This is a genomic window from Marinovum sedimenti (genome assembly GCF_054052205.1).
Map to the genome: position 1 here is coordinate 3,109,103 of NZ_CM133223.1, position 24,630 is coordinate 3,133,732.

A 24,630-nucleotide genomic window follows, 5' to 3' on the forward strand; every position below is an offset into this window, starting at 1 on the left:
AGATGTTACGCACAACACTTTACGCCGCCGTCCTGATTGGCGCAGGGCTTCCTGGTGCGGCTTTGGCCGCCTGTGCAGACAGGCTTACCGATCTGCGCGCCACCTATGCCGCTGGAAGCGTTGAGGATATCCTTGGCGCGGTGTCTTCGCTGCGCGCGGGGGGCGATTGCAACGACGCCACGGTGCGGCGGGCGATGGCGCAGGCCTCGGGGGTGTTGGCCGGGCGGGCCGGGCGCTTTGTCTCGCAGGATGATATCGCCTCGGCCGAGGCGATACTGGCGCGCGCGCCGGGGCTGCATTGGGCGGTTCAGGCGGTGCGGGGCGACATTGCCGCCAAACGCGGGGATCGCGCCGAAGCGGCCCAGCTTTACAACGCTGCGTTGGACACGATCACCGATCCGTCGCTGACGCCGCCCAGCGCCAATCTTGTGCCCATCGCCGAACGTCTGGCGCAATTGGCGCAAGAAAACATCATGCTCGCGGGCACGCTTGACGGCACGGTAACACGCGGCGGATCGCCCAGTGGCGTGCTCAAGGCCGCCAAGCGCGGCATCGCCATCGAGGCTTACGGCGACCCGGTGAATGAGGACTACAAAGACGAGGTGGCCAAGGTCGACGATGTTTACGTCGCGCCGCCCAAAAAGGAGGAAGAGGTCTATGTTGATCCTCCGAAAAAGGAGGAGGTCTACGTAGAGCCACCGAAAAAGGACGAGGTCTATGTAGAGCCGCCGAAGAAGGTGGAGGTGTATGTCGAGCCGAAAAAGCCGGATGACGCCTATGTGCCGCCGAAAAAAGAGGTGGTTTACGAAGACCCCTATGCCGGTGGCAAAAAGGAAGATTACGCCGTGGCCGATGGGGCCGCCAAAGCGGTGACAACCGTGTTTTTGCCAATCAAGTTCGCCACCGATTCCGACCGGCTTGATGACAAGGGGCGCTATGAGGCCGACTATATCGGGGCCTTCCTCAAGGCCAACAAGATCACCGAAGTCACCCTTGTCGGCCACACCGATGAACGCGGATCAGACGGGTATAACCTTGATCTGTCGTTCCGCCGCGCGCAGGCGGTGCGCGATTATCTGACCCATTACCTTACCACCTATGACGCCTACACCTACATCCATGTGGATGGCAAAGGCGAACGCGCGCCACCAAGATTGTCCGATCCCTATATCTATTCGATTGCGGAGCGGCAGGCGATTGCCCGGAGGGTGGAGCTTGTCTTGCACAAATAGCCTCCGCTCTACGGTCTGTTCTGCGGCCAGTGCTGCGGCCAGTACTGCGGCCTGCGCCCTGACCCTTACCCTGGCCGCTGCTCCGGCGGCCTGGGCTGCGCAATTCGGCATGGTGGTCGGGATCGACGATTACCGCGCGTTTCAGCCCTTTCCCGCCCCGCCGGGCGAGCTCTCCGATCTTCAGGGCGCGGTGAATGACGCCAATCGGATCGCCGGGGCGATGCGTTCGGTCAACATCGATCTGCCCGAAAGCCGCTTTCTCACCGACAGCAATGCTACGGTGGAAAACTTCCTGAAATCATGGCGCGCGATGATGGCCGGGGCAACGCCGGGCGATACGTTGATTGTGACCTTTTCGGGCCACGGCGGGCAGGAACATGAGGTCTCGGAACCCTTTGACGAGGTGACGGACCAAAAGGACGAAACCATCATGTTCTTTGAGTTCGACCCGGAAAACCCGCGCAGGGGCCGGTTGAACGATGACCAATTGCGCGAGGTGCTGAACGAGGCTGCGGCCTTTAACGTGATCTGGGTGATGGACAGTTGCCACTCTGCCGGGCTGACCCGCAAGGTCAAACCCGGCGCGATTGGGCTGACCCGCAACGGCGGCGTCTGGGATGCCGGGATCGTGCCGCTGGAAGATGAGATCATTGCGGAGGTGGGCGACGACGGTAGCGAAGGCCTGCCGCATGTGACGCAGATCCTTGCCACCGCGAGCGAGGAGCGGCTGGTGACGGAAACCCGGATTGATGGCAAACAGCATGGCGCGCTGTCGTGGTTCTTTGCCGAGGCGATCACTGGCGCGGCCGACACCAACAAAGACGGCGCCATGACCCGCGCCGAGATTGCCGAATTCCTCGAAGATCGGGTGTTCGCGCATATGAACCAAAGCCAGCAGCCGCGTATCCTTCCGCGCGGTGACAGCCGCACGGTGCTGTCGTTCAACGACCCACCGCCGCCGCCACCGCCCACGGTGCCCAAACGCGAAGACCCGCCGCCGGGCACGGTAACGGTGAAATTTGAAGGCACGCCGCCGCCGGGGCTGACACAGGGCAGCTTTTTCGCCGTCGACGTTTCGCCCGAATTGCTGTTCGAGGATCTGGGCGGCGGGCGCTGGGATGTTTACAACCACACCGGCGATCGGATCACCACCATCGCGGGCGAAGATGCCTGGCGGCTGGTGGCCCGCACCAAGGCGCTGCGCCATATCCGGGGGTCGAAAAAGGCCAATATCCCCGGCATCGGGCTGACCGCCGGGCAGGATCATACGCTTAACCCCGTGGGCGCGATTGTCAGCTATAAGTTCGCGCCGCCCAGCCCCGACATGGGCTATATCACGCTGTTCAACGTCGCGAGCAACGGCACGCTGCAATATCTTCACCCGCTCAATCCCTCGGGGGATGATCCGGTGGGGCAGGGCGGCTTTCCGGTGCGATTCCGCGTGACCGAACCCACCGGGGCCGATCAGCTGGTGGCGATCTTTTGCACCCGTCCGCCGCTTGATCTGCGCCGGATGCTGGCGCAGTTCGATGGCAAGACGGTGCCCGATGACGACACCCTGCCATCGGTTTTGAACCGTGGCACATGCCAGACCGGGATCATCGGTCTGTATACCGAGGGAGGTTAGGGCGCCATGTTACGACTGCTCATTGTCCTGTGGGTTTGTGGGATGAGTGCCACGCTGGCCACGGCTGAAACCCGCGTGGCGCTGGTGATCGGCAATTCCGACTATGCCAATACGCCGCGTCTGGTGAACCCGATGAACGACGCCCGCGCCCTGACGGACAAGCTTAAGGGCATGGGGTTTGAGGTGATGGCGCATGAGAACCTTGATGGGCAAGGGATGCGCCGCGCCTTGGGTGCGTTTACCGAGGCCGCGCTGCGGGCCGATCTGGCGCTGGTGTTCTATGCTGGCCACGGGATCGAGATGAGCGGGCGCAATTACCTGATCCCGGTGGATGCCGAGATGCGTTCAGAGGCGACCGCGCAATTCGAGGCGCTGGCGCTGGATGATGTGATCTCGGCGGTGCGGCTTGCGGGGTCGCTGGGCATCGTGATGCTCGATGCCTGCCGCGACAATCCCTTTGCCAGCAAGATGCAGCGCAACAGCGGCACCCGGTCGCTGTCGCGCGGCTTGGCGCCGGTGAATGTTGAGGGCGAGCAGGGGCTTGTCGTTAGCTTTGCCGCGCAAGAGGGCAGTACGGCGGCCGATGGCGATGGCACCAACAGCCCCTATACCGCCGCGCTGCTCAAGGTGATCGATGAGCCGGGGCTTGAGGTGGGGCGGCTGTTTCGCCGGGTCCGCGCGCAGGTGCGTGAAACGACCAAGGGCCAGCAGGTGCCGGTAGAGCGGATGCAATTGCCCGACAAGGCGATCTATTTTGTGCCTGACGGTGCCGCGCCCGAGGCCCAGCCCGTGGTGCAGCCTGTCGCCCCCCCGCGTGGCCCGGTCGCGCGCGACCCGATGGTGATCTATCTTGAGGCGGTGGCCAGCGGAGAGCTTGAGCCGCTGAATGATTTTGTCAGCCGCTACCCCGATCACCCCCGCACCAAAGACGCCCGCAACCTGATTGCGATGCTACAGGATGATGCCTTTTGGGCGCAGATCGTGGCCGAGGATACGGTGCAGGCCTATCGCCGCTATCTGATCGCGTTTTCCGACGGCCAGTATGTTGATCGCGCGTCCGAGCGGATCGCGGCCCTGACCGAACCGCCGAAGGCCACAGCGCCAGTCGTCACCCAGCCTGTTGTTACCCAGCCAGTCGTCAGCCAGCCTGTGGTGACACAGCCGGCAGCGCCTTCGACACGGGGCGATGTGTCGCCCAGCTTTGATTGCGGGCGGGCGACGACCTCAGTTGAGCGGGCGATCTGTTCCAGCGCCGGGCTGGCGCAGCAGGATAATGACCTGTTGGCCGCCTATCAAACCGCGCGCAACAACGGCTGGGTCAGCCAGTCCAACCAGCGCAGTTGGGTGCAACAGCGCGGCGCCGCCTGCAATGGCGTTGGCTGGCAGGTGGTGGACTGTGTCGGCACGATTTCGGGCGACCGGATCAACGGGCTGCGCGCCGGGCGGCTGTCGGGCAACATCAGCCCCGGTTTCAACTGCGCCAAGGCCGGCACCAATGTTGAACGCGCGATCTGTGGCAGCGATGTGCTGGGCCGTCAGGATCACCTGCTGTTGACCCTCTATAAAAGCGCCAAAAGCCGCAATACCTCGGCCGCCCGGTCGCAGGGCGACTGGATCCGCCAGCGCGAAACCCAATGCGGCCGGCAGAGCGATGTTGCGCTTTGTGTGGCCAAAACGACGGCCGACCGCATGAGCGCGTTGGCCAGATAGGAGCAACCGATGTCTCGTTTTCCCAGCCTCGCCGCCCGCCTGTTTTTCGGGCTCACGCTTTTGCTGTGGTCCGGGTTTTCGACGCAGACACAGGCGCAAGACCAAAACCGCATCGCTTTGGTGATCGGTAATGCGGCTTATGCCAACACCACCCCGCTGGCCAACCCGGCCAATGACGCCCGCGCCGTGGCCGAAAAGCTGGGCGCCATGGGCTTTGAGGTCATGCTGCGCGAAGATCTGACCGGCCAGGGGTTTCGCATCGCGCTGGGCGAGTTCACCGAAAAGGCGCTGCGGGCCGATCTGGCGCTGGTGTTTTATGCCGGTCACGGGATCGAGATGTCGGGCAGCAACTATATGATCCCGGTCGATGCGCAGATGCGATCAGAGGCGACAGCGGTTTTTGAGGCGATCAAACTGGATGCGATGCTGACGGCGGTGCGTCAGGCGGGCAAGCTGGGCATGGTGATGATCGATGCCTGCCGCGACAATCCCTTTGCCTCGTCGATGAACCGCAACAGTGGCACACGTTCGCTGCGCCGTGGGCTGGCGCCGGTGTCGCTTGAGGGCGAAAGCGGGCTGGTGGTGAGCTTTGCCGCCGAGGCGGGCAGCACCGCCGATGACGGCGACGGCATGCACAGCCCCTACACCGACGCGCTTTTGGCGGTGCTTGATGAGCCGGGGCTTGAGGTGGGGCGGATGCTACGCAAGGTGCGCGCGCAGGTGCGCCAAACCACTGGCGGACGGCAGGTGCCGATCGAGCGCACGCAACTGCCCGACGAAGAGATCTATCTTGTGGCGCTGCCCGAGGGAGGCGGCGTGGTGCCGGTTGTCCCGACGCCCGATCCGGGCACCGTGACCCGCCCGCCGCTGACCGAAGATCCGTTTCTTGTCTACCTCAATGCCGTCAGCAGCGGCAACAAGGCCGACCTCGAGACCTTTATTTCCCGCTATCCCGACCATCCCAAAGCGGCGGATGCGCGCAAGCTTTTGCTTGAGATGGCCGACCGCGACTATTGGGAGCGTATCCTGGCGCAAGACAACGAAGACGGCTATCGCACCTATCTGATTGTCTTTCCCGAGGGCCGTTTTGCCGATCTCGCCAAAGAGAAACTGGCGACCTATCAGCGCCCCCCGGCCGACCCTGAACCGCCCAAGGAAGATCCGCCGTTCCAGCCGCCCGTTTCGCCGCCTGTTACGCCACCCGTCACGCCGCCCAGTTCGCAATATTCCTGTGTGCCGCTGAATGGCCAATGGTCGGTGACGGCGATCCCCACCGACGACACCTTGTTTGTCCGCTCGGGCGCGGGCAGCAAGTTCAAGGCCATCGGAGAGTTGCCGTTCAACGCCAACGGCGTGCGGGTGCAAAGCTGTGGCAGCAACGGCTGGTGTCAGGTGACGTATGGCTGCACCAAGGGCTACGCCTTTGGCCGCAAATACCTCAAGCAATCGCAAGGCGGCCATCCGAGCTCTGCTTATGCGGGCAGCTATTCCGTGGTGGATGTTGCCTCTAATGACACGCTCAACCTGCGCTCGGGGCCGGGGAAATCGAAATACGGCGACGAATACGGTGTTGTCGCGGAGCTGCCGTATAACGCCACCGGGGTTGTTGTTTCGGATTGCCAGGTCAAGTCGAACTACCGATACCGCTGGTGTTCTGTGCAGTGGCAGAACGTGTCCGGGTGGGCCTATGGTCGCTTGCTCCAGACCGCGCAGGGCTATCGCCCGGCCCGGTAAGACCGGCAGTGGCGGGCCGAGCGGGGCCAAGGACGTTGAGAGGCCGGTGAAAGGCCGGTGATTTGCGCGTGCCGTGGCGCTTGGCACGCTGTCGCGCGGGGCAGGGCGGTTGCTGCCAAGGCGGTGTTGAGGGCCGATTGCGGCGCGTGGCGACGCCGCCGCGGCTGAGAGAATCGGCCCGCCAAGCCCGCCCGCGCGCCAACCCGATCCAGCGCCTTTCCCGCCCAAACACGGTGCGCGTCGCCTGCGGCCAAACGTACCACTCCTGCTTTGAGCCTGAGAGTCGGTGCGATTGCGCAACACTTGGCTTGTTTCCCGCCCGATCCACGCAATTTGTGAGAACAGTCACAACGCAGGCCGGTAAATCTAGATTACGAAAGCGTGACAGCCGAGCAATTGTTCGGATTCGGCTGTGTCGTGCGACACTCGTCGCTGCCGCCCTTGTGCGGCTTTTTATCCGTCTGCGGCCACAGCGCCGAGGCGGCCTTTTCTAACACGCCGGGCCTGGCCCGGAATTGAATAACGAATGGGGCATTCGACATGGGTTTTTCTCGGGCAAAGCAGATGTTTGCGGTCTTGTTCGCAGTGGTCTTGGGCAGCGCAATTGCCTCAGATGCGGCGGCACAAGCTACTTTCGAGCAAAGCTTCTCACCCACGACGATTAACACCGGTGCCAGTTCGGAACTGACCTTTACTATCTCAAATAACGGCACCGACGGGATTACCGACGTCGCCTTCTCCAATACATTGCCAGCCGGTCTGAACTTGGTCGGCGTTGGCACGACCGATTGCTTTAATGCCACGCTGACCACTGCCGATGGCGGCACGGATATCGCCCTGACCGATGGCCAAGTCGGGCCGGGCGAATCCTGTGAAACGGCTGTGATCGTCACGGGCAGTGCCGTAGGCGAATACGAGCTTGGCAGCACACAGCTTTTCGCGAATGGCGGCGTTGTGGCCGAGGCCAGCACCTTTCCGCAAACTCTGACCATCGAGGCGATGCTGCTCGATTTCGAGAAAACCACGAGCGTGAGCGCGCTTCGGGTCGGCGACGAACTCACGCTGACTTATGAACTTACTGAAACCGGGGGGGGATTTCAGTCGGTCAGCTGGTCTGAAACCTTTCCAAACCAGTTTGTTGTGTCGTCTCCCTCGAATTTGCGCACGACATGCGGGAATGTCGGATCAACTACGACGACTGGCAACTCAATCAGCGTTCAAAATGTATTCTTATCCGCAAATACGTCATGCCTTGTCGAAGTCCGGCTCACAGCGGCTGACACCGGTCCCGTCACCCTGTCGAACGATTACAGCTATAATAATTTTAGTACCACCGAACGCGCGTCGGTGTTTGTCGATGTGGCCCCGTTGGCGAGCGATGACTTTCTCTTGGTCAAGCGGTTTGAGGGCGATGTCACCGCGGGACAGACCGTCAATTTGACGTTTGAGCTGATCAACGCGTCGCCGACCGATGATGCCGTCGACATCAGCTTTACCGACGATCTGAATGCATTCCTTGCCGGTGCGAGCATTTCGGGCCCGATTCCCACAGGGTTGTGCGGCGGGGCCACGATTAGCGGAAATTCAAACCTGTCGTTCAGCGGCGGCGTTGTGCCGATGCGGGACCGATGCAGCTTTACCGTCGCGGTCGATATTCCTGCCAATACCGCAGGCGGAGACTACGGCAACACCACGTCGGCTGTGACCCTGAACCTTGGCGGGAACACGATAAAAGACCCCGCAACAGACACCCTGACCGTCATTGACGCGAACAACGCCGCGCCGCTGTTGACCAAGGCCTATCTCACGAATCCGATTTTGCCGGGTGAAAGCACCACGCTGGAATTCACCATCACCAACCAAAGCTCCACCGGCGTGGCCACCGACATCGAATTTACCGATGCGTTGACCAATCCCAGCGGCATGACACCATCCCTGCCGGCATTCGGGTTTTGCAATGGCGGCGCGGTCGGCTATGATAGTTTTACAGGGGTGGCTACCTTTTCCGGGATGGAACTCGCGGTGTCCGGAAGCTGCACTTTCTCGGTCGGGCTTGCGGTAGATGGCAATGTTCCGGGCGGCGATTACCTCAATACCACCTCGGAAATCTCGGCCACGGTCGGCGGGGTCGCCGTAACCGGGCCTGCGGCCTCCGATACGCTGACCGTTCAGTCAAATGCAGACATGCGGTTTTCCAAGGCGTTTGCCTCCTCCACCGCCGCGCCGGGATCGCTTGTCGAGTTGACGTTCACCATCGAGAACCTCGACTCCTCGACCGCCACTGCCGAGGGCATCGCCTTTTCCGACGATCTTAATGCCTTCCATTTCGGTTCGACCTTCGATTCTGCGGTGTCGAACACCTGTGGCGGCATGGCGACCAATGGGTCGGGCGCGAGCGTCTTTGACTATGCGGGCGGCTCTTTGGCACCCGACAGCACCTGCACGATCACCATCAATGTGCTTTTGGGCGCGGGGGAAGCCGACGTAAGAAATACGACGTCCGAACTTACAGCGACGGCCGATGGCATCGCGAAAACCGTCCCGCCGGCATCTGCCGATTTGAGCGTGAGCAACACCATGCCGCTGGTGGTGGCGATGGCAATTACCGACAATCCTGCAACGCCGGGCGGCACAGCCACCCTGGAATTCACCCTGACCAACCCGAATGCGTCAGACGCGGCTTCGAATGCCGTCTTTACGCTTGATGTGGACGCCAATTTGCCCGGGCTGGCAAGCATATCGCCGGATGCTGCGGACGTTTGTGGTGCGGGCAGCGCTCTTTCCAACGTCAGCGGGGGAACCTTTCTCGTGTTCCAGAACGGTTCGCTTGCGCCGGGGGGAAGCTGTACCTTCTCGGTGACGCTTGATGTGCCGGCTGGTGCCGCAGCCGACGATTATCCTCTTGCCACGTCGTCAACATCGGCAACCATCGGCGGTACGAACAAGGCGTCCGCACCGGCGCGTACCGCGCTGCAAGTCGAAGATCTGGCCCTCACCTTTGCCAAAGCCTTCGATCAGGACTTTGCTGCGCCGGGCGATACGATGTCGCTTGCGTTTACCCTGACCAACCCGACCGGTCAGACCATCGAAAATCTTGCCTTCACCGATGATCTTGGCGCGATGTTGGCCGGCACAACCGCCAGCGTCCTTCCTGCGGCGGGCAGTGTGTGTGGCACCGGCACCGTTTCGGGCACCTCGGTCCTAAGCTTTTCCGGCGGCAGCCTTGCGCCGACCGAGTCGTGCAGTTTTTCGGTCACGGTGCAATTGCCGGCCTCGGGCTTTGATGACAGCTACACCAACACCACCTCGATCCTGACCGGTGATGCGTCCGGCGTTGAGGCCTTTGGCCCGCCCGCCAGCGACAGCTTTTTGCTGCGCAGTGGTGCGGGGCCGATCTTTACCAAGACCTTCCTGTCCTCCTCCACGACGGCAACCGGCACCGCCACAATGCGGATCTTCATCCAGAACCGAGACACGGAACGCGGCATTGTCGAGTTGTCGTTCACCGATGATCTGTCGGGTTTCGTGACCGGCGCGACGGCGAGTTCGGGCACCGGCGCCAATGTCTGTGGGGCAGGGTCCAACCTGTCTGGCGCAAGCACGCTGTCGTTTACCGGTGGCCGCCTGCCGCCCAGCGGAACCTGTAGCTTTGACGTTGATATCGCGATCCCGGCCAATGCTGTGGCGGGCAATTACACCAACACCACCTCGGTTTTGTCCGCCGATGGGATAGAGGTCGCCAGCGCGGCCTCGGACAGTGTGACAATCGAGCCCGCGCCGACTTTCGCCAAATCCTTTGCGCCCGACACGATCGGCATTGGCGAAACCTCGAGCCTGACGCTGACCATCGACAACTCCGCCTCGGCCCTTGCCGCAAGCGCGCTTGATTTCACCGACAATCTGCCTGCGGGCATGACCGTTGGCACCACGCCGGCCAACTCAACCTGTGGCGGCAGTGTTACCGCAGTCGCGGGCACCGGCACCGTGGCGCTGTCGGGCGGCACCGTTTCCGCCGGGTCCATCTGTACCGTGCAAGTAATTGTGCAACCCGTGGCCTCGGGTGACCAAATCAACACCACCGGCGATCTGACCTCCAGTTCCGGCAACTCGGGCAACGCCAGCGATACGCTGTCGGTGCAACCGGCGCCGACAGCCGCGCTGACCTATCTCGACAACCCAGTTGTCGAAGGCGCGCCAGCCACGGTGCAGTTCCTGATCGGGAATTCCGGTTCAAGCCTGCCCGCCACTTTGGCGCAGGTGCAGATCGACCTGCCTGCGGGCCTCGTGATCGATACGCCCTCGGGCGCGTCCAACACCTGTGGTGGCACCTTTACCGCCGATCCTGGGAGCACAACATTGTCGCTGTCCGGCGGCACTGTGGCCGCAGGCGGCAGCTGTGCCTTCACCGCCGAAGTGCTGACCTCGGCGGATGGCGATTTCGTGACCACCAGTGGCGATCTCACCACCTCGCGGGGCAATTCCGGCACCGCCACTGACACGCTGACCGTCAGCCCTGCGGATGCGCCGCTGTTCACCGCCGCCTTTGCGCCGGAAAACGTGGTGCAGGGCGCGACAGCAAACCTGACCTTTACCATCAACAACAACGCGGCCCTTGTGGGCGCCAATGCGCTCGACTTCAGCGCAGAATTGCCCGAGGGCCTGACCATCACCGCCGCCGAAGTGAGCGCGAACACCTGTGGCGGCACCCCCACCGCAGCGGCGAACGGCACCACGATCCAGCTTACCGGCGGCAGCGTCGGGGCCAGCACGAGCTGTGCCATGACCGTGGGCATCCAGACCTCGTCAAGCGGGACCCAGACCGTGACCGCTGGCGATCTGACCTCCTCGCAGGGCAATTCCGGCCCGACGTCGGCCGACCTTGAGGTCGACAATGCCCCGACCCCGACCGCTTCGATGAGCTTCTTGCCCGATGTGGTCTCGACCACGCAAACCTCGGCGCTGACCTTTGTGATCGGCAACTTTACCGCCTTGGTTGCTGCCAACGATGTGGCGTTCACCCTGCCGTTGACCGGCGGGATGACAGTCTCGGACCGCGGGCTTTTGGCCAACTCCTGTAACGGCACTGTCGTTGCGGATGCCGGCACCGGGTCCATTACCCTGACGGGCGGCACGATCCCTGCGGGGCAGGGCTGTGCCATCGAAGTCGAGATCCTGACCGCCGCTGCCGCCGGGACATTTGACCCGGTGACCGGCGATGTCACGTCTTCGCTGGGCAATTCCGGCACCATAACCGACCGCATTGTGGTCGAGCCGCAGCCGGTGCTGTCGCTTGCCTATCTTGACGATCCGGTGGCGCAAGGCGCGGCCAGCACGCTGCAATTCACCATTGATAACAGTGCCTCGTCGCTCGGGGCCAGCAATGGCGCTGTCAGCCTGACACTGGATGCGGCGCTGCGCGTGGCCAATGTGCCCGCACTCTCCAACACCTGTGGCGGCACTCTTACTGCCGACCCTGGCAGCGACAGCGTGAGCATCACCGGTGCCACCATCGCAGCGGGCGGACTCTGTACTTTTTCCGCCGAAATTCGCACCTCGACACCGGCCACCTTTACCTCGACCACAAGCGTTCTGATGACAAGCCAAGGCACGTCCAACCTTGCCAGCGATCAGCTGACGGTCGACCCGGCCCCCGTGCCCGGCTTTGCGATGGCCTTTGATCCGGCCAGCGTTGTGCAGGGTGCAACCTCGTCGGTGACCTTCACGCTCGACAACGCCAGCGCTTTGGTTCCGGCCAACACAGCGGGCTTTTCGCTGACCCTGCCAGCCGGGCTGACCGTGTCCGCAGCGGTCCGTTTGTCCAACACCTGCGCCGGCACCACCGAAACCGTTCCCGGCTCCGATCAGATCGGCTTGACCAACGGCGAAATCGCAGCAGGCGACATCTGTACCTTTGTGGTGGGCGTGCAAACCGCCACGGCGGGCACGTTCAATCCGTTGACCAGCGAGCTTTCCACCAGCCTTGGCGCCGCTGCGCCAGCAACCGCCGAACTTGAGGTCACAGCGGCTCCGGAACCCGGCTTTGCGATGGCCTTCGATCCCGCCAGCATCGTGCAGGGCAACCTCACTACGGTGAGCTTCACAATCGACAACACCAGCGCGCTTGTTGCGGCCAATGATGCGGGTTTCGCGCTGTCCTTGCCTGCGGGCGTAACAGTGTCTGCGGGCCTTATGGACAACACCTGTGGCGGCTCTCCTGTGGCGGTGTTTGGCACCGATACCATCGGGCTGACCGATGGCGTGATCGCGGCGGGCACCAGCTGTACGCTTGAGATCGGGCTGCAAGCCACGTCGGCGGGCATCTTTGATCCGGTCACCAGCGATCTGATCACCAGCCTTGGCAATTCCTCGACCGCGACCGCCACGCTTGAGGTGACACCGGCCCCGGAACCCACCTTTGCGATGGGTTTCGTTCCGGACACAGTTGAGCAGGGCGAAACCTCGTCAGTGACCTTTACCATCGATAACTTTGCCGCGCTTGTTCCGGCCAATGATGCGCTGTTCTCGCTCACCTTGCCTGCGGGGCTGACGGTTTCGGACTTGGGTCTGACCGCCAACACCTGCGGCGGCACCCCTGATGCGATCAGCGGCACTGATGTGATCGGCCTCGCCGGTGGCACCATTTCAGCGGGCGAAAGATGTATCGTCGAAGTCGGGGTGCAGACCTCCTCGGCGGGCACGTTCAACCCGTTGACCGGCGAACTGACCACCACCCTTGGCACCTCGGGACCGGCAACAGCCGAGCTTACCGTCACCGCCGCGCCAGAACCGAGCTTTGCGATGGTCTTTGATCCGGCCAGCGTTGTGCAGGGCGCACCTACGTCGGTGCGGTTCACCATCGACAACGCCCTCGGCCTTGTTGATGCCGAAACAGCGGGCTTCTCGCTCACGTTGCCTGCGGGGCTGACGGTGTCAGCGGCGGGCCTTAGCGAAAACACCTGTGGCGGCACGCCCGAGGCAGTGGACGGCACCGATGTGATCGGCCTGATCGACGGCACGATTGCGGCGCGCGGCAGCTGTAGCTTGGCCGTGGGGGTCGATACCTCTGCGCCAGGCACGTTCAACCCGGTGACCAGCGATCTGATCACCAGCCTTGGCAATTCCGGCACCGCAACCGCCGCGCTTGAGGTCACTTCGGCCCCGGCGCCCGGCTTTACCATGGCCTTTGATCCAGCGGTCATCGCCAATGGTGGCACCTCTGCCGCCGATTTCCGGATCGACAATGGCGCCGCCTTGGTCGCGGCTGACGATCTGGCCTTTACCCTCACCCTGCCTGCGGGCCTTGAGGTCGTGTCGGGCGCCGGGGCCACCCCCTGCGGCGGCACTGTGACGGCCACGCCGGGCACCGCCGATATTGCCTTTAGTGCGGGCAGTCTTGGGGCCGCAGCCTTCTGTCAAATCAGTGTTCAGGTGCGCGGCACCGCCGTCGGCAATTTCACCGCGCTGACCAGCGATCTGACCTCGACCCTTGGCACCAGTGCCCCCGCCACATCGGCGATTGCTGTGTCGCCATTGCCGGTACTGGACCTGACCTACCTCTCCAATCCGGTGGTGCAGGGCGACGTCAGCACGCTGCAATTCACCATCGACAACACCGGCTCTACGCTGGCCGCGTCCAATGCCGATGTGTCGCTGGCACTGCCCGGCGGGCTTGTGCTGGCCGATCCGGTGGATGCCGCCAACCTCTGCGGCGGGGCCTTCACGGCAAACGCGGGCGGCACCCTCATCAACCTGTCGCGCGCCAATGTTGCGGCAGGGCTAAGCTGTACGTTCTCGGCCAATGTCCAAAGCGCCGGCGTCGGCAGCTTTGAAACCATCAGCGGCGATCTGACCACCAGCCAAGGCAATTCCGGCTCGGCCCGCGATACGTTGATCGTCAATGGCGCTGAGGTGCCGGTGTTTACGCTGGCCACCGATCCGTCGGTGCTGGTGCAAGGCGCGGCGTCGCTTGTGACCTTCACCATCGACAACTCCGCAGCCGCGGTTGCGGCCGACACCCTGTCGGTCAGCCTGCCTTTGGGCGGCGGCGTCACTGTGGGGCCTGCGGGCGCCACCGCCGCGACCTGTGGCGGCACTGTCACCGCGACACCGGGCAGCAGCGTGATCACGCTGGCCAACGGGATCGTGGCGGCGGGCGGCATCTGCGAAATCGATGTGGCTCTGGCGACCTCGACACCGGGCGATGTGACACTGCTCACCGGGGATCTGACCTCTAATCTTGGCAATTCCGGCCCGGCTTCGGCCCCGCTGAACATGCAGCCTCTGGCGAGCCTGTCGCTGGCCTATCTCACCAGCCCGATTGCCCAAGGCGGCGAAAGCGCGCTTGAGATCGGCATCGACAACAGCGCCTCGTCGCTGGCGGCCACGGGGGCCACGGTGATCGTTGATCTGCCAGCCCCGCTACAGCTTGCGGGCGACCCGATGCTTACCTCAACATGTGGTGGGTCCGCAGTGGCCAATCCCGGCGGCACCAGCATTGCGCTGTTCGACGGGGTGATCGCAGCGGGCGGCACCTGTACGCTTAGCGCGCAGGTTCTCGGCACGGACGTCGGGGATTTCGTGACCACCTCGGGCGATCTCACCACCGATCAGGGCAATTCCGGCACAGCCAGTGATACCCTGCGGGTGCAGCCTGCGGATATCCCGCTGTTCTCGATGGCATTTGCCCCGGACAGCGTTGAGCAGGGCGGCACCAGTGTTGCCAGCTTCAACATCTCCAACGGCGGCGCACTTGTCGCGGCGACGGATGCGGCCTTTACCTTGAACCTGCCCGCCGCGCTGACGGTGTCGGCGGCGGGGATCGTGAGCAACTCGTGCAACGGCACCTTGACGGCGACTGCAGGCACAGGCGCGATTGAGCTCAGCGGCGGCACTGTCGCGGCGGGGGGCAGTTGTCTGATCGAGGTCGGCATTTTGACCTCGGATGCAGGTACCTTCGATCCGGTGACCGGTGATCTGACCACGAGCCTTGGCAATTCCGCCACCGCAACCGCGACACTGACAGTGATTGCAGCCGGTCTGCCAACGCTTGCCATGTCGTTCGATCCGGCCAGCGTCGAACAGGGCGCGCCGACCACCGTGCGCCTTGCAATCGACAATGCCACCGCCTTGGTCGCGGCCGAGGCGCTGGCAGTGACCTTGCCTTTGCCAGCCGGTCTGACCGTGTCATCGGCGGGCATCGTAAGCGACACGTGCGGCGGCACTTTGACGGCGGATGTGGGCACAGCGTCGGTTGACCTCAGCGGCGGACTTATCGCGGCGGGGGGCAGCTGCCTGATCGAAGTTGGCATCCAAACCTCGGATGCGGGCACTTTCGATCCGGTGACTGGCGACCTGACCTCGAGCCTTGGCAATTCCGGCCCGACAACCGCGTCGCTGACGGTAACTGCGGCAGATGCTCCAGCACTTGCGATGTCATTCGACCCGGCCAGCTTGGTGCAGGGCGAAACCTCGACCGTGCGCCTTGCCATCGACAATGCCACTGCTTTGGTCGCGGCCGAGACGCTTGCAGTGACCTTGCCCTTGCCAGCCGGTCTGACCGTGTCAGCAGCGGGCATCGTAAGCAGCACCTGCGGCGGCACTTTGACGGCGGATGTGGGCTCAGCGTCGGTTGACCTTAGCGGCGGACTTATCGCGGCGGGCGGCAGTTGCCTGATCGAAGTCGGCATCCAGACCTCGGATGCAGGCTCCTTTGATCCGGTGACCGGCGATCTGACCTCGAGCCTTGGCAATTCCGGCCCGGCCACCGCCAACTTGCGGGTGATCGCGGCAGGGCTGCCCTCGCTTGCACTGTCGTTTAACCCCGACAGCGTGGTGCAGGGCGCAACGACCACCGTGAGCCTTGGCATCGACAACGCCACGGCTCTGGTTGCGGCGGAAGCGCTGGCAGTGACGCTGCCCTTGCCCGCAGGCCTGAGCGTTGCGGCGGCTGGCGTGGTGACAGACACCTGCGGGGGCACCACAACTGCGCCCGTGGGCGCATCGAGCATTGCTCTCAGCGGCGGGACTCTTGCCGCAGGTGCGGCGTGCCGGATTTCTGTCGCGGTTCAGACCACAGACGCAGGCACCTTCGATTCGATGACCGGCGATCTGACCTCAAACCTTGGCAATTCCGGCGCGGCCAGTGCATCGCTTGCGGTGATCACCGCCCCGGTGCCGACAGTGGCCCTGTCGTTTGATCCGGCCAGCGTGGTGCAGGGCGCAACAACCGTTGTGCGCGTCGACATCGGCAATGCTGCGGCACTGGTGGGGGTGAGCGATCTTAACGTCATCCTGCCGTTGGCCAACGGGTTGACCGTCTCGACAGCCGCACTGGTAAGCAACTCTTGTGGCGGTGCCGTTGCGGCCCCCTCTGGGGCGGCGTCCTTCAGCCTCGCGGGCGGCGTGCTTGCCGCTGGCGCGAGCTGTGCGGTGGAAGTCGGCATTCAGACGTCGGCGGCGGGCGACCTTAACCCGACAACCGGCGACCTGACCTCGAACCTGGGGAATTCCGGCAGCGCAACGGCCAATCTGGCGGTGCTGGCGGCCACCCCTCCGGGGATTGCCATGTCGTTTGATCCGTCCAACTTTGTGCAAGGGGCGACCACCACGGTGCGTCTTGCCATCGACAACAGCACGTCGCTGGTGTCGGCGGATACGCTTGCGGTGACATTGCCGCTGAGTGGCGGTCTTACGGTGTCTTCGGCACAAGTGGTCGGCAACACCTGTGGCGGGACTGTGAATGCAGCAGCCGGAGCGGGGTCTCTTAGCCTCGCCGATGGCAGTGTGGCGGCGGGCGCGACCTGCGCCATCGAGGTTGGCATTCAGTCCGCAGACGCAGGCAACTTGCTGTTGGACACTGGCAGCCTCACCTCGTCGCTGGGCGATTCCGGTACAGCGCGGGCAACGGTTGAAATCACACCGGCGCCACTGCCAGGCTTTGCGATGGCCTTCGATCCGGCCAGCGTGGTGCAGGGCACAACGTCGACAGCGGTGTTCACCATCGACAACAGCACCGCACAAGTCGCGGCGGAGGCCTTGGCCTTCACCCTGCCACTGAGCGCAGGCTTGACGGTGTCGACGGCGGAAGTGGTGAGCAACTCTTGCGGCGGCACCCTGTCGGCGCTCGCTGCTGGGTCTTCGCTTGGCCTTTCGGGCGGGACAGTGCCCGCCGGGGCAAGCTGTGTGATCGAGGTCGGAATTCAGACCTCGGATGCGGGCAATCCCAACCTCACCACCGGCGATCTTACGTCATCGCTGGGCAATTCCGGCGCGGCTGCGGCGGCGATCGAAGTGCTGGCGGCTCCGGCCCCCGGCGTGGCGATGGCCTTTACCCCGGCCAGCGTGGTGCAGGGCGCGACATCGGTGGTCAGCCTGATCATCGACAACAGCGCCTCGCAGGTCCCGGCAGAGGCGCTTGACGTCACATTGCCGTTGATCGGCGGGCTCACCGTGTCGTCGGCCACGCTTGTCAGCAACACGTGCGCGGGCAGTGTCACGGCAACGGCAGGCGCGGCATCGCTTGGCCTGAGCAGCGGCACCGTCGCGGCAGGGGCAAGCTGCCAGGTCGAGGTGGGCGTGCAGACGTCAGCCTCGGGCAGCATCTCGCCAGTGAGCGGCGATCTGACCTCCAGCTTGGGCAATTCCGGCACCGCCACGGCAACGCTTGCCGTGACACCTGCGCCGGCCCCAACCCTGACGGCCAGCTTTACACCGTCGACCATCCAGACGCGCCAAACCTCGGTCCTGTCGATCCAGATCGACAACGGGGCGGCGCTGGTGGCGGCCAATGGCACCTCGCTGACGGCGACCCTGCCAGCCGGGGTCAGCTATGTGGTGCCCGGCACCCCGACCGGCAGTGCCGGTTGCGGTGGCGCGGTCTCGCTGGCACAGGCGGGCGATACGCTGACGGCTTCGGTGGGCACCATCGCACCGGGCCAGCAGTGTCTGATCACGGCGACGGTCGGCTCGGACGTTGTGGGCACCTATACGGCGGCGGCGGGCCCTGCGGCGACATCGCTGGGCAACACCAACGCGGCCAACCCGCAATTGCGGGTCGAGCAGGCCCCCGAGGGCACGCTGACCATCGTTCAAACCACCAACGAAGACGGCAGCTTTGGCTTCTCGTCCACCACCGGTGCGCTGAACTTTACCATCGCCACCAGTGGCGGAACCGGCCGCTTTGGCCCGGTCTTCGTGGCCGCCGGAACGCATGTGATCGCCCAAACTCCGCCCGACGGGCAGGGCACCGACGCGATCACCTGCACCGATGCCAACTCCACCGGCAATGCGAGCCGTCGCGAGCTGACAGCGGTGATCGAACCGGGTGAAAATGTGGTCTGTACCTTCAGCTCGATTGCCACCCGGCAGAAAACCATCGACGAAATCAACACTTTCCTGAAAACGCGCGGCACGCTGATCCTGTCGTCCGAGCCGGGAGCGGGCCGTCGCTTTGACCGCCTGAACCGCGGCTTTGGCGGGGCAACGCAGCTCAGCTATTCCAACGGCGATCTGCAAGCCTTCCTGCCGTTCTCGTATGACTTCAAATCGGCACAATCGGGCAACTACAGCTTCTCGACCAGCTGGCGCCAGATGCGGATGGCGGCGGAAAGCCTGGCCCTTGCACACGGCGATACCGACGGGATCGGCTTTGTTGAGGATCAGCGTTTCGATGTCTGGGTCGAGGGGACGTACAAGAAGTTCGAAACCGCCGGCAACGACGATGGCCACTTTGCCATTGGCTATGTCGGAGCGGATTACCTTGTGAACCAGGACGTGCTGGTGGGGGTGATGCTGCAATTCGACGACGCCAAGCTTTATGGCGACAACAGCAAGGTGTCGGGGCAGGGCTGGATGGCAGGGCCATATGTGACGGCGCGGCTTGGGCAACATCTGTACTTTGATGGCCGTCTCGCGGCGGGCACCTCGCGCAACCAGATCAGCCCGTTCAACACCTACACCGATGACTTCGACACCACCCGCTGGCTGGCCAACGCAAGCCTCACCGGTGAGATCGAAAACGGGCCATGGATGATCCGGCCAACGGCGAGCTTTAGCTACTATGAGGAAACTCAGGACAGCTATACCGATTCGCTCAACGTCGGCATCCCGAGCCAGACCATCTCGATTGGCGAAGTGAAGCTTGGCCCAACCATCAGCGGCAACTTCATTGACGCCAATGGCATCACCTATCGGCCGGAATTCGGGTTGAATGCGATCTATCAGCATTCCGAAACCGAAGGTGTGACGCTGACGCAGGATGATGCGACGGGCGCGGATGGCTGGCGCGGCAGGCTGAAGGCGGGTCTGACCGTTCAGGGCACAAACGGCGGACGGGTGCACTTTGGCGGCAGCTACGACGGCATCGGCAGCGATTTTGAAAGCTGGGGCGTCGAGTTCATGGTGGAAGTGCCGCTGCGCTGACACCGGCCACCAGAAACGATTGAGGAACGCGGGCTCAGGCCCGCGTTTTTCGTTTTCGGGCTGGGGGGACTGGGTAAAACCCGCCAGCAGGGGTCTGACCGGGCGCGTTTTGGCACCCAAGCATGGCCAACCCCAGCGCCGGGCAGGGCCTATGACAGCACCGCGACCTGCGCGTGAAAAATTTTGGCAAACGCGTTGACAGGTCGCAGGCTAAACCTTAGCTATGCGTCGTTAGCACTCACACAGGGTGAGTGCTAATACCCCTCCGAGGAGGGGGAGACTGAAACAGAACTTTGAGCCAAGGAGCTGCAAAGATGGCATTTACACCGCTGCATGACCGCGTGCTGGTACGTCGCACCGAGAGCGAAGAAAAAACCAAAGGCGGGCTGATCATTCCTGATAGCGCGAAAGAAAAGCCTCAGGAAGGTGAAGTTGTTTCGGTTGGCGCAGGCGCGCGTGACGACAACGGCGCTCGCATCGATCTGGACGTCAAAGCCGGCGACAAGATCCTGTTCGGCAAATGGTCGGGCACTGAGATCACGCTGGACGGCGAAGAGCTGCTCATCATGAAGGAAAGCGACATCATGGGCGTTATCGCCTGATTGTCGCCGGGTGGTGCGCCACCCGCTTCCCTAGAAATTTCAAGTCAAGGAGAGACATAAATGTCTGCCAAGGACGTCAAATTCGCCACCGATGCCCGCAACAAGATGCTGAAGGGTGTCAACATCCTCGCTGACGCGGTCAAGGTTACACTCGGCCCCAAAGGCCGTAACGTTGTGCTCGACAAATCCTTTGGCGCACCGCGCATCACCAAAGACGGTGTATCGGTTGCCAAGGAAATCGAACTCGAAGACAAGTTCGAAAACATGGGCGCACAAATGGTGAAGGAAGTCGCTTCCCGCACCAACGACGAAGCCGGCGATGGCACCACCACCGCAACGGTTCTGGCGCAAGCCATCGTCAAAGAAGGCCTGAAATCGGTTGCCGCTGGCATGAACCCGATGGACCTCAAGCGTGGCATCGATCTGGCGACTTCCAAAGTTGTCGAAGCGATCAAAGCCGCGTCGCGTGACGTGTCCGACAGCGCCGAAGTCGCGCAGGTTGGCACCATCTCCGCCAACGGCGAAAAAGAAATCGGCCAGCAAATTGCTGACGCGATGCAGAAAGTCGGCAACGAGGGTGTGATCACCGTCGAAGAAAACAAAGGTCTCGAAACCGAGACTGATGTTGTCGAAGGCATGCAGTTCGACCGCGGCTACCTGTCGCCTTACTTCGTGACCAACTCCGACAAGATGATTGCAGACCTCGAAGACTGCATGATCCTGCTGCACGAAAAGAAACTGTCGTCGCTCCAGCCGATGGTTCCGCTGCTCGAGCAAGTGATCCAGTCGCAAAAGCCGCTGCTGATCATTGCCGAAGACGTTGAAGGCGAAGCGCTGGCGACCCTCGTGGTCAACAAACTGCGCGGCGGCCTGAAAATCGCAGCTGTCAAAGCACCTGGTTTCGGCGATCGCCGCAAATCCATGCTGCAAGACATCGCGATCCTGACCGGCGGTCAAGTGATCTCGGAAGACCTGGGCATGAAGCTCGAGTCGGTGACAATGGACATGCTTGGCACCGCCAAGAAAGTGACCATCACCAAAGACGAGACCACCATCGTTGACGGTGCCGGCGAGAAAGCCGAAATCGAAGCGCGCGTTTCCCAGATCCGTACCCAGATCGAAGAAACCACGTCCGATTACGACCGTGAAAAACTGCAAGAGCGCGTGGCCAAACTGGCCGGCGGTGTTGCTGTTATCCGCGTTGGCGGCATGACCGAAGTCGAAGTGAAAGAGCGCAAAGACCGTGTTGACGATGCTCTGAACGCGACCCGCGCTGCTGTTCAAGAAGGCATCGTTGTTGGCGGTGGTGTGGCTCTGATCCAAGCGGGCAAAGTGCTCGAAGGTCTGACAGGCGACAACTCCGACCAGAACGTTGGTATCTCGATCGTTCGCAAGGCGCTTGAAGCGCCGCTGCGTCAGATCGCTGAGAACGCTGGTGTTGACGGTTCGGTTGTGGCTGGCAAAATCCGCGAAAGCGACGACCCCAAGTTTGGCTTCAACGCTCAAACCGAAGAATATGGCGACATGTTCAAATTCGGCGTGATCGACCCTGCCAAAGTTGTTCGGACGGCTCTGCAAGACGCGGCATCGATTGCTGGTCTGCTGATCACCACCGAAGCCATGGTTGCCGACAAGCCCGAGAAAGCCGGCGCTGGCGGCGGCATGCCCGATATGGGCGGCATGGGCGGCATGGGCGGCATGATGTAAATCACGCCTTCTAACCGGAAGATTTTAGGGGTCGCCTGCGGGCGGCCCCTTTTTTGTGCTTGGGGTTTGGCCGGTTGATCCTGCGTCGCGCCAAACCTAGCGCGTTGTTGCACGGGCCAGCCCAGCCAAACAGCGCCAGCCCAGCCAAACAGCAGCACACACCGCCCGACCGAAATCGGCGGCATGTCCCGCGCAGATTAGAAATGGTGTGGTACAGCCGGTCCCGGCGTCAGTTCGACTTGCGCCCCGGACGGAACGGCAGCGGCGCAATCGGCACGCCTTCTTCGGCCAGTTTGCGCGCCTCTTCGGGGCGGGCCTCGCCGTAAATCGCACGCTCGGGCGCTTCGCCCAAATGGATGGCGCGGGCCTCGCGGGCAAAATCGCGGCCCACGTAGTCGGAATTCTTCTCGATGTGTTTCTTGATCTCGGCCAGCGCCTGTTCGGCAGGCGAGGCGGGGCCCGATAGCTGGCCTTTGTGCGGCCCGTTTTGGGGCCGGTCTTGCGGTTTGGCCTGCGGCCCCGGTGCCTCACTGCCTTGCGACACGCGCGGGGCCATCACATCACGATCCACCGCGCTGCTGCCGCAGATGGCACAGGCCACCATGCCCGCACCTTTGAGTTTGTCAAAGGCGGCAGCCGACTGAAACCAGCTTTCGAATTTGTGGTTGTCCGTGCATTTCAAAGCATAGTGAATCATCACCAACACCTAGCAAGTTCTTATCTACACATATCTCTTTGGCGCGAAAGTTCAACGCCGCGCCTGCATCCTGCGTGCTACAATCGAAGCCGCCGCGGATCGAAATGGCGCAGCATTTGCGCCAATTCCGGCTCTGACACCAGCGCCGCCGCCTTGCTGGGGCGCACCCATTTCAGCCGCCGCTGCCCGACCTCGGGATAGTCGTCGTGCATCTTCTTGACCTTGATCGGATAGACCATCGCGAGGCAGGGCAGCGCGCCGGATTTGGCATTCAGCTTGATGTAGGAAAACACCCCAAGGCATTGATTATGCGCGCGTCCGGTCACGCCAGCCTCTTCCCAGGCCTCGATCGCCGCGCCCTGTGCCGGGGTCACATTGTGGCTTGGCCAGCCCTTGGGAATGATCCAGCGCTTGCGCCCGCGCGAGGTGATCAAGAGCACTTGGACCTTGTCATTCACGACACGGTAGCAGAGCGCGGCAAACTGCGCGCGCATCTCTTCCTTTTGGCGCGCCTTCACCGTCAGCGGCAATTGCGCCTTGTCATGATAGGACATGCCGTGCCCTCCGTTTGATCGCAGGCAGGTTAGGAAAGAACCCCACCCGCTGTCACCCTCGAAAGCATCCGTGTGGCGCAAAAAACCCCGCACTGCGGCTGTGCTGCGCCTGCGCTGGGCCGACCCTGTGCTGCTGATCACCCCGGCAGGCGCGCCGCCAATTGTCGCACCACTTCCATCAGATCGGCAGGCTGATCGAGCTGGTCACGCGCCTTGCGCCGCATCGCGGTTTGACGATCCGCATCGCGGCATTGCAACAGCGCGCTGGCAAGGTCGTCGGCGTCTTCGACCTGGATCGCGGCGCCGGAGATATCAAGCAAGCGGAAGATCCGGGTAAAGTTGCTGGTGTGCGGGCCATGCAGCAACGTGCTGTCAAACACGGCGGGCTCAAACGGGGTGTGGCCGCCTTTTTCCACCAGCGAGCCGCCGATAAAGGTGGTGCCCGCCAGCTTGTACCACAGCGGCATCTCGCCCAGCGTATCGGCGATATAAACCGCCCCGTCGCGCGGCGCATCCCCGGCCGAGCGCAACGCCGCCCCCATATCCGCCTGGCGCACCATCGCCGCGATCTCGCCGCCGCGCCGGGGGTGGCGGGGGGCAATGATCAGCCGCGCCTCGGGCCAGCTTTCCAACAGCCTGCGATGGGCGGCGATCACAATATCTTCTTCGCCCTCATGGGTCGAGGCCGCCAGCCACGTCGCCCCACGGTTAAACCTCTCCAGAAACGCAGGCTCCGGTGTGAGGCTGGGCGGCGGGGTGAAAAACGCCTTGAGATCCAGCACCGGGCCAAGCTGCGCTGGCTCTAGCCCAAGCTGCAACAGCCGGCGGCGCGAGCCGTCATCCTGCGGCGACACATAGCTCAGCCGGTGCAGAACCTGTTGCGCCAGCACCGAAATCTTGCGCCAGCTTTGCGAGGTGCGGCGCGACAACCGCGCGCCAAGCGCCACCACTGGCAAGCCCCGATTGGTGGTCGCGGCAATCCGGTTGGGCCAGAATTCGGCCTCAAGCAGCACATGCCCCACCAGCCCATAGCGCCGATGCAAAAGCCCGGCCGCCCAGCGGGTATCAAGCGGCGCAAGCCGCGCGGTCACGCCCGACATCTCCCACTTACGGGCCAAATCGCGACCGGTCAGCGAATTGGTGGTGATCAGCAGCTTGAGATCGGGCCGCGCCTCTTGCAACGCCAGCAGAACCGGCCGCGCCGAGGTCAGCTCACCGTTAGACGCCGCGTGCAGCCAGACATGCGGCCCCGGCGCGCCACCGGGCGCAATCCCGATGCGTTGCGCCCAATCGCACAGCGCCTCGCGCCTGCTGAGCACGCGCCAAAGCAGAAGAACGGCCACAACGG

Annotated in this window: 11 protein-coding genes; 7 read left to right on the forward strand and 4 right to left on the reverse strand. The window is 63.1% G+C overall.

What is annotated here, in order from left to right; genetic code table 11:
• Positions 1-2 precede the first annotated feature (2 nt).
• The 4 genes from ACW9UO_RS14945 to ACW9UO_RS14960 are packed head-to-tail and all read left to right on the forward strand — an operon-like array spanning position 3 to position 6,303.
• The gene (locus ACW9UO_RS14945) at positions 3-1,232 is read left to right on the forward strand and encodes an OmpA family protein (RefSeq protein ID WP_457086567.1); all 1,230 of its coding nucleotides are present in this window, start codon (positions 3-5) and stop codon (positions 1,230-1,232) included.
• A complete protein-coding gene (locus ACW9UO_RS14950; protein WP_457086568.1) occupies positions 1,216-2,859 on the forward strand; it encodes a caspase family protein in 1,644 nt (547 codons plus the stop codon). The genes ACW9UO_RS14945 and ACW9UO_RS14950 overlap by 17 nt, the downstream gene beginning before the upstream one ends.
• Positions 2,860-2,865: 6 nt before the next feature.
• Positions 2,866-4,569, forward strand: a complete 1,704-nt coding sequence (locus tag ACW9UO_RS14955) for a caspase family protein (RefSeq protein ID WP_457086569.1) — start codon at positions 2,866-2,868, stop codon at positions 4,567-4,569.
• A 9-nt stretch (positions 4,570-4,578) separates the two neighbouring features.
• Complete coding sequence (locus ACW9UO_RS14960; protein WP_457086570.1) at positions 4,579-6,303, forward strand: caspase family protein; 1,725 nt, start codon at positions 4,579-4,581, stop codon at positions 6,301-6,303.
• 371 nt (positions 6,304-6,674) lie between these two features.
• Here ACW9UO_RS14960 and ACW9UO_RS14965 read toward each other — a convergent pair whose 3' ends face one another.
• Positions 6,675-7,085 (reverse strand): hypothetical protein, encoded by a 411-nt coding sequence (locus tag ACW9UO_RS14965; protein ID WP_457088689.1) that lies wholly within the window; start codon positions 7,083-7,085, stop codon positions 6,675-6,677.
• Here ACW9UO_RS14965 and ACW9UO_RS14970 point away from each other — a divergent pair.
• From ACW9UO_RS14970 to groL, 3 genes are all read left to right on the forward strand, one after another.
• Entirely contained in the window at positions 6,988-19,722 is a 12,735-nt protein-coding gene (locus ACW9UO_RS14970) for a DUF7933 domain-containing protein (protein WP_457088671.1), read from the forward strand. The two genes, ACW9UO_RS14965 and ACW9UO_RS14970, sit on opposite strands and share 98 nt — an antisense overlap.
• Before the next feature lie 314 nt (positions 19,723-20,036).
• Complete coding sequence (groES, locus tag ACW9UO_RS14975) at positions 20,037-20,324, forward strand: co-chaperone GroES (RefSeq protein ID WP_457086571.1); 288 nt, start codon at positions 20,037-20,039, stop codon at positions 20,322-20,324.
• A gap of 60 nt (positions 20,325-20,384) precedes the next feature.
• Positions 20,385-22,031, forward strand: a complete 1,647-nt coding sequence (gene groL, locus ACW9UO_RS14980) for a chaperonin GroEL (RefSeq protein WP_457086572.1) — start codon at positions 20,385-20,387, stop codon at positions 22,029-22,031.
• 229 nt (positions 22,032-22,260) lie between these two features.
• On the opposite strand, the gene ACW9UO_RS14985 is transcribed toward groL, so the two are convergent.
• From ACW9UO_RS14985 to ACW9UO_RS14995, 3 genes are all read right to left on the reverse strand, one after another.
• Complete coding sequence (locus ACW9UO_RS14985; protein WP_457086573.1) at positions 22,261-22,728, reverse strand: DUF1178 family protein; 468 nt, start codon at positions 22,726-22,728, stop codon at positions 22,261-22,263.
• Positions 22,729-22,805: 77 nt separating this feature from the next.
• A complete protein-coding gene (locus ACW9UO_RS14990) occupies positions 22,806-23,282 on the reverse strand; it encodes an NUDIX hydrolase (protein ID WP_457086574.1) in 477 nt (158 codons plus the stop codon).
• Between the two features lie 137 nt (positions 23,283-23,419).
• Positions 23,420-24,625: a 3-deoxy-D-manno-octulosonic acid transferase gene (locus ACW9UO_RS14995; RefSeq protein ID WP_457086575.1), complete on the reverse strand. Its 1,206-nt coding sequence runs from the start codon at positions 24,623-24,625 to the stop codon at positions 23,420-23,422.
• Positions 24,626-24,630: the final 5 nt, after the last annotated feature.